Below are 15,692 nucleotides of genomic sequence, written 5' to 3' on the forward strand. Positions count from 1 at the left end.
CGCAACGCGCCTCGGGATCACGATCAAGATTGCATCACGCGGCACCCGAAATCTCGTCGGCGTGCCGCGCGGCCGACCGAGCTGCGCGGTACGGCGGTGTGGAGCAGGACGTGGAGGAGTGTGGTGCGGCGTGCTGATGCGGCGGCATAAGGCGAGAGCGGAGGCGAAGGCGCGACAGGCGGCGTTCCAGGCATACCTGGTGATGGACCGGCGTGCGCCGGTCTCGGAGCTGGCCGGGCAGTTGTTGCGCAAGGCTTTCCCCGACCACTGGTCGTTTCTGCTCGGCGAGATCGCTCTCTACAGTTTCGTCCTTCTGGTGCTCACCGGCAGTTACCTGACACTTTACTTCGATCCGAGCCTGGCCCAGGTGACCTACACCGGCTCCTACAAACCGTTGCAGGGGCTACTCGTTTCGAAGGCATTCGATACGACGCTTCAGCTGAGCTTCGATGTGCGCGGTGGTTTGCTGATCCGTCAGATGCACCACTGGGCCGCCCTCGTCTTTGTCGCGGCTATCGGCGTCCATATGCTGAGGGTCTTCTTCACCGGCGCCTTCCGCAGACCCAGGGAGCTCAACTGGGCCATTGGGGTGACGCTGTTCTTGCTGGCCATCCTGGAGGGGTTCTGCGGTTACTCGCTCCCGGACGATTTGCTGTCCGGCACGGGCCTGCGCACCGCCAACACCATCGTGATGTCGATCCCGGTCGTCGGCACGTATCTGGCCTTCTTCGCATGGGGTGGCTCCTACCCCGGCACGATGCTCAGCCAGCGGCTCTACATCGTGCATGTGCTGTTCGTGCCCGGCCTGCTGATCGGCCTGATCACAGTGCACCTGCTCATGGTGGTGTATCTGAAGCACACGCAATGGGCGGCACCGGGGAAGACCAACCGGAACGCGGTGGGGCAGCCGATGTATCCCGCGTTCACCGCCAGGTCGACCGGACTGTCCCTGATGGTGTTCGGCGTCACCGCGCTGCTGGCCGCGGTCATACAGATCAATCCCGTGTGGAACTACGGCCCGTATGTCCCCGACCGGGTCTCGACCAACGCCCAGCCCGACTGGTACGTCGGATTCCTGGAAGGAGCGTTGCGGCTGATGCCGGGCATCGAGACCAACATCGCCGGCCACACCCTCATGTGGAACGTCCTGCTGCCCACCGTCGTCCTCCCCGCGCTGCTGTTCGCCGTGCTGTACCTGTATCCGGTCTTCGAGCGGTGGGTGACCGGGGATCTGGTGGAACACCATCTGTGCGACCGGCCCCGGGACCGCCCGGTGCGGACGGGGCTCGGCGTGGCGGGCATCGTCTGCTACGCCCTGCTGCTCATGGCGGGCGGCAACGATGTGACGGCCTATGTGTTCAAGGTTCCGGTCAACGCCCTCACCTGGACCCTGCGCATCGCAGTCATCATCGGCCCTGTCATCGCTTACCTCCTCACCCGGCGTATTTGTCTCGCGCTGCAACTGCACGAGCGGGACCTGTACCGGGAAGGCGAGGAGACGGGAATGGTGCGCCAGGACCTTGCGGGCGGTATGGGGGAACGTCGTGCCGGTCTCGACCGCAGGCGGCGTTACCGCCTGTTGGTCAGGGAACTTCCCCGACCGATCGCAGACCCCGGGCGTCAGGCGCCGCTGCGTCACCGCCTCAGGGCATCACTGAGCTCGTGGTACTACCGCGACAGGGTCCAGATGCCCACGACAGCGGAGGAGCGTCTGCAGATCGAGGGCCGCACAGCGGATCCGGTCGCGGGCGGCGTCGACAGCGAGGAGTGAACGGCCCGGCTGATAAGCGCCCGCGGGTAGATCCCGGAACGCCCATCGCGCCGCAGGCATCCGCAATTACTGAGGACGGCGCAAAAGCGCAGGTGGGACCCGGAACTGCTTCACTGGCTCTCCCGGTTTCCGAACTGGAAGACCATGCCGAAAATACTGGGCCAGAGAAGACCGAACCCGATGATGATGATCCATACGCCGTACACGATACCGACGGCGGTCACAGCGGCGCCCAGCGCGATGATCACCGGGTAGCCGCTCTGCGGTGGGAAGAAGTCGATGATGCCGCCGCGCTCACGGATGTCGGAATCCGCGCGGTCCTCGGGGCGCAGACCTTTGCGCCGGTAGTTGACCAAACAGAAGAACGAGATCACCGACGACATGCCGAAGGACACGCTCAGCGCGGCGATGCCGGCGGGTTCGCGGGCGAACCAGATGTAGGCAGCATCGGAAACGAGGAAGAACAGCGCCACGCCCGCGAAAAGGTACGCCTCGGATTTCATTCGCTCTGTTCTCCCAGGGTGTCGGGGGTCGGCTCGGTCCTTCCGTGACCCGACGGAGCCACCTTCTCCCGCACCTCGGGGTGGTGCAGATCGAACGCGGGTGAGTCGGACCGTACGCGGGGCAGCGCGGTGAAGTTGTGCCGCGGAGGGGGAGACGCGGTCGCCCATTCGAGGGAGCGGCCCCAGCCCCAGGGATCGTCCTCGTCGGTCTTGGGAGCGTACTGTGCGGTCTTCCACACGTTGTAGAGGAAGGGCAGGGTGGACAGGCCGATCAGGAAGGCGCCGGCCGTCGCGATGGTGTTCAGGACGGTGAATCCGTCGGAAGGCAGATAGTCCGCGTAACGGCGGGGCATCCCGATCTCGCCGAGCCAGTGCTGGACGAGGAAGGTGGCCTGGAATCCGATGAACAATGTCCAGAACTGGAGCTTCCCCAGGCGTTCGTCGAGCATTTTGCCCGTCAGTTTGGGCCACCAGAAGTAGAAGCCGCCGAACATGGCGAAGACGATGGTCCCGAAAAGCACGTAGTGCAGGTGGGCGACGATGAAGTAGCTGTCGGTCAGGTGGAAGTCCAGCGGGGGTGAGGCGATGATGACGCCGCTGAGCCCGCCGAGCAGGAAGGTCACCAGGAACCCGGCCGACCACAGCATCGGTGTCTCGAAGGAGACGCTTCCCTGCCACATGGTGCCAATCCAGTTGAAGAACTTCACTCCCGTCGGAACGGCGATAAGGAACGACATCAGAGAGAAGAACGGCAGCAGTACCGCGCCCGTGGCGAACATGTGGTGAGCCCATACGGCGGCCGAGAGCATCGTGATCGCGATGGTCGCGCCCACCATCCCGGCATACCCGAAGACCGGTTTACGGCTGAATACCGGGATAATTTCCGTGACGACGCCGAAGAACGGCAGCGCCACGATGTAGACCTCCGGATGGCCGAAAAACCAGAACAGATGCTGCCACAGCAGCGCCCCGCCGGTGGCGGAGTCGAAAATGTGAGCACCATAGACACGATCGGCCACCAGGGCCAGCAGGATCGCGGTGAAGACCGGAAATGCCAGCAGCACGAGAATCGAAGTGAACAGGATGTTCCAGGTGAAAATCGGCATCCGGAACATGGTCATCCCCGGGACACGCAGACACAGGATCGTGGCGATGAAATTGACGGCGCCCAGCGTGGTACTCACTCCCGCGACCGCCAGCCCGATGGCCCACAGGTCTCGTCCGTGCCCGGGGGAATGAACCCCGTTGTTCAGCGGTGAGTAGGCGAACCAGCCGAACGGAGCCGGTCCCTGATCGACGAGGAAGCCGGAGAGGACGATCAACCCACCGAAAAGGAAGAGCCAGTACGACAGTGCGTTCAAGCGCGGGAAGGCGACATCGGGGGCACCGATCTGTAGCGGCATGACGGCGTTGGCGAAACCGGCAAACGTGGGGGTCGCGAACAGCAGCATCATGATCGTGCCATGGATCGTGAACAGCTCGTTGTACTGCTCATTGGTGACGACCTGTAGTCCCGGACGCGCCAGCTCGGCGCGCATGACCATAGCCAGCATGCCGGCGAACAAGAAGAACCCGAACGAAGTGATCAAATACAGGTGGGCGATTTTCTTGTGATCGGTGGTGGTCAGGTAGTCCCTGATGAGCTGCCCTGCGAGAACACGAGGCTCACGGGTGGGGACCTGCGACTCGCCCGGTCCCGGACGTGTCTGTGACATGGGCGACCTCCACGCGCTGAACCAATCGAAGCCACCTCCGCAGCGGGGTGAGCGCAGCGACGCCTGCCGTCCGGTGCTGAATCCGCATCGCCTCCCTCGTGCCCGCCCGCTGGCATTCCCGGTCAGACGAGGATCAGCACCGGGCCTGGCGTGGAACCAGCTCCGACGGCGGCGGACTGTGCAGGAGCGGGCCGACCGTCAACGGACGGTGGGTGTGGTCGGCGAGCCGGCGCTCGGGGAGACCTATGCGATTGCGTTGGCAGCGGAACACCGGGCACCCGCACGTGTTCCTTGTCTGTGGAGGACATGCTTCAGCATGCCAGAGATGATCGCTGGTGGCGCGTGACGCGGCGGCGACATCCGGGTACACCCAGCACCCTTCGATTGCTCCTGGTCACCGAGGTTCCCAGCCCGGCGTGGAGCGTGTTTCAGGGCCGGGTGTCCGGTCCCTCAGCCTGGTTGGCGCTGCCGGGGTGAGTCGCGTACGGACGACGGCGCTGGTGGCGGCGATGGGTGGCTGCGCTTGCCGCCGCGCTCAGGCCCATGCAGAACAGGAGCGCCAAAGCCAGACCCGAGCAGAAAATGGCCAGCGAGTTCATGGTCGCGATGTTCTGACCGAGCACGGACACGGTGTACTCGGGGCCGCCGAGGTTGTCGGCGATCAACAGACCGGTGAAGGCGCCCGCAGCGGCGAGGAGGAGCAGTCCGAGGAAGAGCATCCGGGTCATCTCCTCGAAGGAGTTGTGTGACTGGTTCGGGATTGACGCTGACCGGATACCTGACGATCTACCGCAGGGGCCGGCCTACGTCCGAGTCGCGAGTCGCGCGCCCGTGCCATAACACAGGACGTGTGAGCGATGAAAGCGGAAAGGTCCATCGTCCGGGGGAGGTCGTGCAGGGGGCGGGCATCTACCAGGGTGACTGCGGCCGACCGCATCGGTACAGCACGGACGTCAAGGGTCACCGGGTCCCTCCCCTTCCGGGCGACTCCACCGGCAGCGGCTGGACGCTCAGGACTGCCGCGCAGCACCGGATTCTCGCGGATACGACATGACCCCCAATCTCCTCTCCATGAGTTTTGCGGCTTTCGTCGCGAGTTCCTCCTTTTGACCTGTTTATTCGACTCGGTCTGCCCAGATTTGAAGAGCCTGACCCCCACCGCAAGATCGCGTGCGCCGCTGCCTCGTCCGCCATAGACCTCGGCCAGGCGGGCCCGGACCTCGCCGGTGGTCAGGCTCCAGGGCGGACTCCGGCAACCGCTTGGTCAGCTGCTGCGGCAGCCCGCCCTCGCCGGTCAGCGGCAGACCCTCGGCCTGGACGGGGCCCACCAGCTCGTCGATTAACTGATCGTCCACGGCTTTCGCCGACGCAGCCTGCGCGGGCTCGACGGCCTTGGAATCGGACACGTTCTCCCTGCTCGTCGATGCGTCTTCCATGATCGGGAGTTACACCGAACGTCTTACCGTCCCAAGACCGCTGGGGGGTGATGCACGAGCTGCCGTGCAGGGAGGTGAGGCGGTCGGTCAGGCGTGCGCGAAGTCGGTCCGCAGCTCTTCGGGCCGCTGGGGTGCCCAGAGCACGGCTGCGATGGCGACGACGGCGCCGAAGATGAGGAAGGCGAAGGCCGCGGCGAAGGAGACGTGGTCCGCCAGCAGGCCCATGATGAACGGTGCGACAGCACCGGCGAGCTGGCCGCCCATGTTGATGAGTGCGCTGGCGCGGCCGACGACGTTACGGGGCAGCATCCGCAACGGCAGTCCGAAGATCGGCATGAAACTCAGGAAGAGGACGAGCATGGCGAGCGACTGATAGGTGATGAACGTGGTCGTGGACGTCGCGTATGCCATGAACAGCAGCAGCACGCCGCCGATCGCGCAGGACGGAATAATCAGCAGCCGGTGTCGTCCGTAGAAGTAGCGGTCGAAGAGGACGCCTCCAGCGATCATGCTGAGGGTTGCGCAGAAGTTCGGAATCGAGGCGAGAGCTCCAGAAGCCGTGATGGATACTCCGCGTTCCGTCTGCAGGTAGCTGGGCACCCAGGAGAGCAGCCCCCAGACCACCAGGTCGAAGCCGCCGAACAGGAGGGTGAAGCGCCACAGCGCTCCGCTGCGCAGAAGCTGCGCCGTGCTGACGTCTGTGGTGGCGGATGTCGTCAGGACGCGCTCGCCGTCGCCTTCCGCGACGGTCGGCTCGGGGAGTGGGGCGGGCAGTGCCCACCAGATGACCACGGCCATGAGGAACCCGGCTCCGGCCACGGCGAGGAAGGTGTGCCTCCAGCCGACGGCGGTGATCACTGGAGCGGCGATGAGCGGGGCGAGCGCGGCTCCAAGCGTATTGGCACTGGTGACGATTCCGTTCGCGGTCATCCGGTTGTGCGGCTGTGTGCGTTCGGCGACTGCCTTCATAGAGGCTCCGGGGTACAACCCCTCAGTGACGCCGAACAGTGCCCGGACTATCAGAAGCATGCCGAAAGAGGACACCAGCCCGGTCAATCCGGTGAAGAGGGACCAGGAGACCATCGCGGCGATCATGGTTCTCTTTGCCCCGATCCGGTCTGCCAGGAACCCGCCGGGCAGCTGGAAGAGGGCATATATGGCGAAGAAGACCGTCAGGATCAGGCCCTGCTGCGTGTGGTCAAGATCGAACTCTTTGGCCAGGCTGGGGAGAGCGGTAGTGATCGCGAGCCTGTCGACGTAATTGACGATCCAGGCGACGAACAGGATCGTGACAGAGACGGTGGTGACGCGCTTGGCGTTCAGGGATGGTCTGGCGGCGACTGCGGGGGATGCGGACATGGCCGTTTCTCCATAGGGCTGCGGGGACTTGATCGAAGCGGCTCACTGGCGCTTCCGAGGGCTTGGGCCGGCGCGGAAACAGGCGTCCTGGCTCCCGGGAGTGGCGGTGTCGGAGTGGTACGCGTGCCGTGTGCCGACCGCACGTCGGCGCCGGGGCCGTGATGCAGGCTTCTGGTGTGTTTCGGTTGGAGCGGTGGCTGGCCCGACCCAGGAAGCGCTGTCCGGGTCAGGCTGCGGGGGTGAGGCGGCGTCCACGCCGCGGACCGAGGTAGGAATTGTCCGCCACGGTCACGTGTCCCTGCTGCATGACCCAGGAGATGCCGCACGGGGGGCGCACCGGGTCGCGGTAGTTGGTGTCATGGTTGACGGAGTCGGCGTCGAAGGCGACAAGGTCGGCGACGTAGCCGGCACGAATCAGCCCGCGTTCGGGGATGCCGAACACTTTGCAGGGCAGCGAGGTCATCCGGCGGACCGCCTCGCCGAGTGGAAGCACATGGTGCTTGCGCACGTACTCGCCAAGGATCCGTGGGAAGGTTCCGAACATCCGCGGGTGCGGCTTGCCCCCCGTGCCGGGCGGCAGGCCATCGGTGCCCACCATCGTGTCGTGGTCCGCGAAGGCCGTACGAACGTCGTCCTCGTCCATGGCGAACAGCACCATGGTGGCCTGAAGGCGTTCCTCCCGCAGAATACGCACGTAGGTATCGAGCGGGCTGCACCCCTCGGCGCGGGCGATCTCCCCGAGGGTGTGGCCGTCGTACCGATGACTCCGAGAGTGGGCAATCATGATCCCGTCCCAGCCGACCGCCTCCGCGTTGCTCTCCCAGCCGGGCATCCCTGACGTCATGAGTGCGGCCAGCCGCTCGCGCTCCGAGGCGGATTCGAGCCGGGCCAGGACACCTTCGTTGCCGTCGGCGAGGAAAGGCGGTGGCAGCAGCGCGGTGAGCATCGTCGAACTCGCCGCGTAGGGGTAGATGTCCTTGGTCACCCGTACTCCCCGGTCGGCGGCGTGGTGGATACGCCCGAGCGCCTCGGACATGCGGCCCCACTGCCGGCGGCCCATGGCCTTCAGATGCGAGATGTGCACGCGGCAGCCGCTCTGTTCACCGATGCCGAGCGTCTCGTCGATCGAGGAGAACAGAAGGGAACCCTCACCGCGCATATGGGTGGCGTAGGGGCGGTCGGGACCAAGACACCGGGCCAGTTGCACCAGCTCGTCGCTCTCGCTGAAGACAGCCGGGGGATAGATCAGTCCCGTGGACATCCCGAAGGCTCCGCCTTCGAGCGCCCGCTCCAGTTCCCGGCACAGCGTCCGCATCTGCGCGGCATCCGGAGTGATGGCGGCCGTGCCGAGGACGGCGATGCGCAGGGTGCCGTGGCCGACGAGCGGGGCCACGTTGGTGACGTAACCACGGGCGTCCGTGACGGCGGTGAACTCGTCCCAGTCAGACCAGGTGAAGTCCATCCGTGGGTAGATGCGCCGGGTGAACGACGCAAAATCCTGAGCGGAAGCGGGTCGGACGGGGGCCAGTGAGAAGCCGCAGTTGCCGGTCACCTCTGTGGTGATGCCTTGAAGGATCTTGCTGGTGTCGTCCTCGGCGAGCAAAGGGGCGTTGTCTGCGTGAGAGTGGACGTCGATGAAGCCAGGTGCCACCACGAGCCCGGACGCATCCAGTACGGGAACGTGATCAACGGAGATCCTCCCGGGAGCGTCGACAGCCGTGATCCGGCCACTGCGTATCAGCACGTCTGCGGGGACCGGCTCAGCGCCCGTTCCATCGGCGACAACCCCTCCCCTGATCAGCACGTCTCTGGCCTGCATGGTGGGCACCTCCATGGTGCGCGTGGACGGAAGTTACGTGAACAGCCGCTGACAGCGACGTGTCATTCGCAGGTCACGCGAGGTGTGGCCAAGTCTGAGGGCCCCCGGGCAAGGTGTCTTTTGCCGTGCAACAAAAAGGACGCGTTGTGATTGTCGCTCACACCAAAGGCTGTGCGACTGCCTCGTTCAGCCGCAGCTGCAGGTGAGCCAGGAGCATCTGGTCCGCGTCCTCAAAATCCAACCCCGACACCTCACGGATCCGCCGCAGCCGGTAGCGCAGTGTGTTGACGTGCACGCGCAGCTGCAGGGCCGCGTCGTCGGCCACCGATCCCGCGGCCAGAAAGGTGGAGAGAGTCCTGGTGAGGACGCCGTCGGGGCCGTCATGGGCGGCAAGGCGGCGCAGCGGACCAGTAACCCGCGGGAGATCAAGTGACTGTGCGATGTCGCCGAGGTGCTGGAGCATCACCGGCAGCGCCATGTCCTCCACGGTGGCCACGGAGCGCGGGGGCTCCGCCTGGCCCAGCGCTCGCAGCACCGCATCAGCCTGAAGCCGTGCGACAGGGATGTCCCCTGGTGCGGCAGCGGGCCAGGCGACGGCCGCCAGGTAGCCCGGACCGGGTCCGGCAGGGGAGCGTGCGAGGAAGTTCTCCGCCAGGGAACGGGCCGCCGCCAGGGCTTCTTCCGCGCCGAGCCTGGGCCAGGCGGCCAGCACGTACACAGCCCTGTCGCCCCGTACTGCCAGGGCCGAGGGATGCACGGCGGAGAGATAGAGGGTCAGCACCTCCTCGAGTCTGCGCAGGTTCGCGGCAGCGGCGGCCTCCTCGGGGGAGGCGGTCTCACCCGCTGTGGGCGAGGCGGTCTTCCGCGGCCGCAGACCCACAGCGAGCACGCAGAACGGACCCTTCTCCAGCCCTGCCTCGCGTGCCGCGCCGGCCCCGGCCGCGCCGCCCGCGAGCATCGCGGCGGCGAGTTCGCGGCGCTGCTGGCGGGCCCAGGGGGAGCTGTCCGCGCGCATGTTGGCCAGGTGCAGGGCGACAACCGGTGTGAACAGCTCCAGCCAGCGGGCGTGCTCCGTGGGCAGGGGCCCATGGGTCACCGCCCAGACATAGCCCAGCACCTCGGAACCCGCGCGCACCGCGACAGCGACCCGCGGCAGCATGGTCGGCTCATACGGTTCGACATACACCGGCGCAGTGGAGGCATTGAGCCGCTGGAAGACGCCGCTGTCGGCCAGCTTGCGCACCCGCCACGGTCGCACTGCACGGCCCAGGATGGTTTCCACCCGGGACTCGTCGGCCTTCTCCTGCCCCGCTGACCAGGCAAGGACGGCAGAGGTAGCGTCCTCGATGGTGACCGGGGCGTGGATCACCATGCTCATGGTGTTGGCTATGGCGAAGAGATCGCTGGTGGCCCCGGCGGGTTCCCACTGTGCCCGCGCGTAGTCCTGGATGCGCTGGCGGGTGATCGTTGCGACGTGCATCCAGGAGGCGTCCCGGTTCACCTCCACGACCGGCACGGGGCAGTCGACCGCCTCAGGTGGCAGGGGCGACTTCACCGCCAGCCCGCACACACCGGCACGCCGGGCTTCCCGTCCGAGGCTGACAAGCTCACTTCCCGAGGCCAGCCCCACACAGAGCACCAGACAGCCCGCCTCCAACCCCACCGTGTCGGACGGATCGTGGATCAGCACCCCGGTCAGAGGCTCTGCCGCTGCATCGCGATCGACGGCAAGGCGCAGCAGCGGCTGACCGACGTCCGCTATCAAGCGCTCCAGGGTCAGGTGGTTCTCCATGTCCGCAAAGTACTGCACGTTGTCCCCAGGGCCCAATGGCCGAGGCGAACTTTGATCTGCCCGACAAAAGATCGGACGACTTGGTCCGGCAGGCTACAGAGCATGGTCGTGAACGTGGACATGCCGGAACAGACCGGCGACGAAAAGCCGCAGGCGACACGTCACCGCTGTCGTGTATGCACCCAACCGAGCCGGAGCCGGGGTCCCGGGACGGTGCGCCGGCGATAGGCCAACGGGCGCGATCCCCCAGTTCCTCGGCGTCGTCAGGCGCTGTGCCGCGTCCGCTCGACGCCCGTGCCACGTGCCGGACGTCGAAGCCCCTCCGCACCGTCCATCGAATGGACAAAACCCGGGCTCCGCACTCGCCGATCCCCCGCTGCCGCCAGGGCCCCTGCCTGGGATGCCTCTCCTCATCGGGAGCCGGCAGCTCCACGTCCTGGGGCAACAGCACCCAACGGGCCACGGCGGGACCCCACTGAGATCCTCGGGACGCACGGCCTCGTCGGCAGCGGCCAACCCCACCCCAGGCTCTCGAGGCCGTTCAGGCATGCGCGACTCCGCGTAACCCCTTGACATACGAATGAAAGGCCACCATGTCTTCTGCTGCCCTTCGCCCACTGATCGCCGTCACCTTGGGACACGACCTGCCCGAACAGCCGGCCACCCTGCGACTGCCCAGAAGCTATGTGCGGGCACTGGCGAGAGCGGGTGCGACACCGATCGCCGTCCCGCCGGGCCTCGACGGCCCGTGTACCCGCCAGGTGCTGGAGCAGGTCGACGGTCTTTTTCTCCCCGGCGGAGTCGATCCGCATCCGCGATCATTCGGTGAAGAGGTGCACCCGAAGACCACCATCGACGAAGAGCTCGACGCTCTGGAACTGAATGCGATCACCTGTGCCGTGAGCATGGGTATGCCCATCCTCGGAGTCTGCCGGGGAAGCCAGATTCTCAATGTCGCCCTGGGCGGCAGCCTGATACAGCACCTGGAACCAGGGACGATCAATCACTACCGCCCCGACCTGCCGTTGTCCATGGAGGTGCACGAGGTGCGCCTGGCAGACGACTCGCGCCTGGCCAAACTGTCGGGCACGCAACTGCTGCGCGTGAACAGCCTCCACCATCAGGCGATTTCCAGGCCGGCACCGGCACTCCGAGTAGTGGCCCAATCGGAAGACGGCCTCGCCGAAGCCGTCGAGGCCCTGGACCCAGCACGATGGATGATCGGCGTGCAGTATCACCCGGAAGAACTCCTCAATCACGAGGCGCACAGCAGCCTTTTCGACGACTTCGTCTCAGCCTGCTCCGAGTTCGCGAGCAAACGCCGCGGAACGGCCTGACGTCCGTAGTCCGCGCTTTCCGCGGCCTTGGCCACTCTCCAATGAGAGGGAGCGGGTTGCCGATCCGACGCAATCGGAACCGTGCCACGCACCCGGTTGGGATCAAGGACTGCCTCCAGCCACACCCACCTCTCCCCCACTGATCACCCTAGGAACTCACCATGACCAGAACACAGCCGGCGAAGCGGCGCGAACTCATTCTGCGAAGCGCAGTACAGCAAGGACTCCTCGAGCCCGACCACGCCGTGCTCGCCGGCTTCATCGACCTGGACGGCGTCCTCGCCAGCATCACCGACCTCCACCGCGCCTTCCCGGCCTCCCTGAACGTCATGCACACCGTCGCCGCGAAGGCGAACTGCCTCGTCCCCGTACTGGAAGCGTTCTCCCGCAACGGCATGGGCTGCGAAGTGGCGAGCCCAGGTGAGCTCGCCCAGGCGCTTGCCGCCGGCTTCGCCCCGGAACGGATCGTCTATGACTCCCCGTCAAAGACGCGCGCCGAACTCGCCCAAGCTCTCGAATTGGGCGTCGCTGTCAACGCGGACAACTTCCAGGAGCTCGAGCGCATGGACAGCATCCTTGCCGGCCGGGCCAGCGACTCACGCATCGGCGTACGGATCAATCCGCAGGTCGGTAGCGGAGACATCGCCGCGATGAGCACCGCCACCCTGACCTCCAAGTTCGGAATCGCCCTGGAAGACGACGGAAACAGGCGACGGCTCATACAGGAATTCCAGGACCGCCCATGGCTCACATGGCTTCACGCCCACGTAGGATCACAAGGATGCCCACTGGAGCTGATGGCCGAGGGTATCGCCAAAACGGTGGCCCTGGCCGAGGAGATCAACGCATCCCTGGGGCGGCGTCAAGTCGTCGGCATCGACATAGGCGGCGGACTGCCCGTCAACTTCACCGGCGACGACACCGCTCCTACCTTTGACGAGTACGTGGAATACCTGCGTGCCTACGCCCCGGCACTGTTCAGCGGGGCATACCAGATCGTCACCGAATTCGGGCGGTCCCTGCTCGCCAAGAACGGATTCACCGCTGCGTACGTCGAATACACCAAGACCTCGGGCGGGCGTCGCATCGTCATCACTCACGCCGGAGCCCAGGTCGCCGCCAGGACCGTCTTCATGCCTGACTCCTGGCCGATCCGGATCACCGCACACAACCCGTCCGGGCATCTCAAAGAGGGAGCGACAGCACCCCAGGACATCGCAGGACCGTGCTGTTTCGCGGGCGATGTCGTGGCCCAGGCCCGGTCGCTTCCCGTTCTCGAGCCCGGAGACATTGTGACGCTCCTTGACACAGGCGCCTACTACTTTTCCACTCCTTTCCATTACAACAGCCTTCCCGACCCGGCTGTGTACGCCGTGCGCACCAATCCAGACGGCGACGTGAAGTTCGATCTCGTCCGACGCGCAGAGAGCATCCAGGAGCTTCTTGACCGAACCGGTGCGCACCAGTTGTAAAGGGCTCGCTGAGCCTCGTAGAGGACCCGCGCGATCAGCGCACTGCCCGGCGCGAACCACAGGGCGCCCGGAACGAACACGAAGATGGGCAGGGCCACCGGTTCGTCCACCAGGGCCGGCCAGCCGATGAGCAGCAGGGGACCACCGACGGCGATGGCCGGACCGGGGCACTGGCCGGACAGCCGGCCGGCGACGGTGACGCCGACGAGAGAACCGGCACCGAAAAGCACCGGAACGACAGAGGTCACCACTTGTCCAGCCCGGCGGTGTCGGTCACCACGGGACGAGAAAGGTGAAGCTCGCGAACGTCGCCGCGTTCACCAGCGCACCGAGCAGCAGTATCAGGAGTAACCGCGGCCTTGTGAGGGTGAACAGCTGTGTCCCGGGCGCCGTCAGGTGCTCAGGAACCGGCTGTGTCGGGGTGGTGCACGGACCAGACCTGCGCCAGGGTCGGGTCATAGGTCTGCGCGATGCCCGCGGAGTGCTCCACGTGCCTGCGGACCTCCGGACGCTGGAGAGCCGCGGAGTAGCTCGCTTCGTCGGCCCACTGGGCGTAGTTGACGACGCGTGTGCCATCGAGGCTGACGTGCAGGTTGGCCGAGATGAAGCCGGGAATCTTCGTGAAGATCGATCGAGTGGCCTCGTCGAGGGCCTCCACCAGGTCGTTCTGGCGTTCGGGAGCGACGGTGAACACGTTCACCAGCGTGATCTGAGGCGTACCCATGGTCACGGAGATGTTTGTCGCAGGGCTGGTCATGGCGTTCTCCTGGCGATTCGTCCTGGGTGTGAGATGCATGCGTCGGCATGCTATTAGTACCCTAACTTCAGTTAGGGGACGAATCAAAACGGGTAGGCTCACGGGTATGGCCTCCCATGCAGACCCGGAAGAATCCCTGGGCTTCGCGCTCAAGACGTTGCAGCAGACCCTGAGGTCCCGGATGGACGCGGCCCTCGCCCAGGCCGGGCTGACAACGCCCCAGTACCTGGTGCTCGCCCTCCTGGAGGACCATCCGGGCATCTCCAACTCCGAACTCGCCCGCCGCTCGGCGGTCGCCGCGCCCACCATGCTCAAGATCCTCGATGCTCTCGCCAGGGCCGGTTATGTCGAGCGCGCGGATCGCACACCTCAGTTGCGGACCCGGGGCACGACGCTGACCGACAGCGGCCGCAACCGGCTCACCCAGGCGTCGGCGACGGTGGAGGAGTTCGAGAACCTCTTGCGAGATGCGGCGGGGGCCGACGCACCCGTCATCTCGGCGTGGCTGCGCACGTGCACCGGTCTGCTGATGGAGGCGCGCACGGCGCGTGAACCGGGCACCTCACCTTCCCCCGGGACGCGTCACTGAGCACAGCCCTGCTCGCGTCCTGCATTGCGCAACATACGTCTCACGTTGCAGGATTACCCGGTGTTGTTCCGGTCGAGAAAGGTACTGCCGTGCCGCTGTTGCTGAGCCGCTCAGATCTGAGCCCCCTCGCCGCCGATGATGACGCACTCGACAGCGCCATCGACGCGGTCGAGGCATCGACCGTCCAGTGCCATTCCGGCGATCGAGCGCAGACCGTCTTCACCGGGCTGGACCTGGCCAATGGCGACGAGCTGGCAGCACAGCTCGTCTCGCTGGCGAGCGGCCCCGCATCCCTGCGGGTCTTTCCGAACAGAGTGAAGGGCGAACGCCCCGACGCCTGGCTCGGGATCCAGCTGGACGGCACCACCGGCGCTGTCGACAGCATGATCGCGCTGGACGACTTCAACGTGCTGCGCACCTCGGTCCCGGCCGCTGTCGGTGTGCGCCATCTCGCTCCGCCCGACGCCACCACGCTGACGGTGCTGGGCAGCGGGCCGCAGGCCCGAAGCCACGCGCGCACCATCCGGCGCGTGATGCCCGGCCTGGAGCACCTGAAAGTATGGAGCCCGTCGCAGGAGAGCCGGACGGCCTTCGGTGCGGATCTGCGCGCTCGACTGGGCGGCGAGGTCCGCGTGTCGGTGGCGGCCACCCTTGACGAGGCGGTCGCCGGAGCCGACGTCATCACCGCGGCGGGCCGCTACTCCCACGGCGAGCCGGCGGTGCCCGATCCCGGGTCCGTGCGTCCGGGTGCGCTGCTGGTCAGTATGACCGGCGCCGGCGGCAATCTACTCGAACGCGGCGCCCGCTTGGCAGTGCCAACGGCGCGGCGCCCGGAACTGGTTGCCTTCGGCTTCGCCAGCGGGTTCATCGGTGACCCTCCTCCGCCTGCGCCCGCCGACGCACTGGAACTGGCAGACGTGATCACAGGCGAGGTACCCGCCCGCGCCTCCCGCACGGACACCATCGTGTTCGAACTGGCCGCGCCCTACCCATGGGATGTCCCGATCCTGGCGTGGATCCGCGCCTGGGCGGACAAGCAGGGAGTGGGCACTGCGTTCAGCTTCTCCGGCTGAGGCACGCAGCACGGGATGCGGTACCTGGCGCCGGACCGACAGAGTGGCGATGGGGAGCACCCGAGCGAG

At 66.3% G+C, this 15,692-nt stretch carries 12 protein-coding genes and 2 pseudogenes; 5 read left to right on the plus strand and 9 right to left on the minus strand.

The genetic code is table 11. The features are described from left to right. The first annotated feature begins 130 nt into the window (after nt 1-130). Nucleotides 131-1,771, plus strand: coding sequence for a cytochrome bc1 complex cytochrome b subunit (gene qcrB, locus AXW62_RS00230; RefSeq protein ID WP_174556332.1), 1,641 nt, complete (start codon nt 131-133; stop codon nt 1,769-1,771). Nucleotides 1,772-1,881: 110 nt separating this feature from the next. On the opposite strand, the gene ctaF is transcribed toward qcrB, so the two are convergent. The 7 genes and pseudogenes from ctaF to AXW62_RS00260 form a co-directional block, all read right to left on the minus strand. Next, nucleotides 1,882-2,274: an aa3-type cytochrome oxidase subunit IV gene (ctaF, locus tag AXW62_RS00235; RefSeq protein ID WP_060942646.1), complete on the minus strand. Its 393-nt coding sequence runs from the start codon at nt 2,272-2,274 to the stop codon at nt 1,882-1,884. Further along, nucleotides 2,271-3,989 carry an aa3-type cytochrome oxidase subunit I gene (gene ctaD / locus AXW62_RS00240; RefSeq protein WP_060942647.1) on the minus strand — a complete coding sequence of 573 codons (1,719 nt, stop codon included), beginning with the start codon at nt 3,987-3,989 and terminating at the stop codon, nt 2,271-2,273. The genes ctaF and ctaD overlap by 4 nt, the downstream gene beginning before the upstream one ends. A 428-nt stretch (nt 3,990-4,417) precedes the next feature. Next, on the minus strand, nt 4,418-4,717 hold the full coding sequence (locus AXW62_RS00245; RefSeq protein WP_370682883.1) for a hypothetical protein: 300 nt from the start codon (nt 4,715-4,717) through the stop codon (nt 4,418-4,420). A 507-nt stretch (nt 4,718-5,224) separates the two neighbouring features. Further along, nucleotides 5,225-5,425 (minus strand): annotated as a pseudogene (locus AXW62_RS47360) (transposase); the annotation flags it as partial. Between the two features lie 87 nt (nt 5,426-5,512). Then, nucleotides 5,513-6,784, minus strand: a complete 1,272-nt coding sequence (locus tag AXW62_RS00250) for an MFS transporter (protein WP_060942649.1) — start codon at nt 6,782-6,784, stop codon at nt 5,513-5,515. 226 nt (nt 6,785-7,010) lie between these two features. Further along, a complete protein-coding gene (locus tag AXW62_RS00255; RefSeq protein WP_306305036.1) occupies nt 7,011-8,618 on the minus strand; it encodes an N-acyl-D-amino-acid deacylase family protein in 1,608 nt (535 codons plus the stop codon). A gap of 142 nt (nt 8,619-8,760) precedes the next feature. Continuing rightward, complete coding sequence (locus AXW62_RS00260; protein ID WP_060942651.1) at nt 8,761-10,395, minus strand: PucR family transcriptional regulator; 1,635 nt, start codon at nt 10,393-10,395, stop codon at nt 8,761-8,763. Between the two features lie 593 nt (nt 10,396-10,988). Here AXW62_RS00260 and AXW62_RS00265 point away from each other — a divergent pair. Together AXW62_RS00265 and AXW62_RS00270 are read left to right on the plus strand one after the other, a co-directional pair. Then, entirely contained in the window at nt 10,989-11,732 is a 744-nt protein-coding gene (locus tag AXW62_RS00265; RefSeq protein WP_079115393.1) for a gamma-glutamyl-gamma-aminobutyrate hydrolase family protein, read from the plus strand. Nucleotides 11,733-11,893: 161 nt separating this feature from the next. Continuing rightward, complete coding sequence (locus tag AXW62_RS00270; RefSeq protein ID WP_079115394.1) at nt 11,894-13,204, plus strand: type III PLP-dependent enzyme domain-containing protein; 1,311 nt, start codon at nt 11,894-11,896, stop codon at nt 13,202-13,204. A gap of 2 nt (nt 13,205-13,206) precedes the next feature. Here AXW62_RS00270 and AXW62_RS45300 read toward each other — a convergent pair. Beyond that, nucleotides 13,207-13,570: pseudogene (locus AXW62_RS45300) on the minus strand (Cmx/CmrA family chloramphenicol efflux MFS transporter); the annotation flags it as partial. Nucleotides 13,571-13,604: 34 nt separating this feature from the next. Further along, on the minus strand, nt 13,605-13,961 hold the full coding sequence (locus AXW62_RS00275) for an antibiotic biosynthesis monooxygenase family protein (RefSeq protein ID WP_060942653.1): 357 nt from the start codon (nt 13,959-13,961) through the stop codon (nt 13,605-13,607). A gap of 106 nt (nt 13,962-14,067) precedes the next feature. Here AXW62_RS00275 and AXW62_RS00280 point away from each other — a divergent pair, with 106 nt between their 5' ends. Continuing rightward, nucleotides 14,068-14,550, plus strand: a complete 483-nt coding sequence (locus AXW62_RS00280; RefSeq protein ID WP_060942654.1) for a MarR family winged helix-turn-helix transcriptional regulator — start codon at nt 14,068-14,070, stop codon at nt 14,548-14,550. 89 nt (nt 14,551-14,639) lie between these two features. Beyond that, nucleotides 14,640-15,623, plus strand: a complete 984-nt coding sequence (locus tag AXW62_RS00285) for a hypothetical protein (protein ID WP_060942655.1) — start codon at nt 14,640-14,642, stop codon at nt 15,621-15,623. Nucleotides 15,624-15,692: the final 69 nt, after the last annotated feature.

Origin of the sequence: Streptomyces hygroscopicus subsp. hygroscopicus, assembly GCF_001553455.1 — a bacterium.
GTDB lineage: Bacteria > Actinomycetota > Actinomycetes > Streptomycetales > Streptomycetaceae > Streptomyces > Streptomyces hygroscopicus.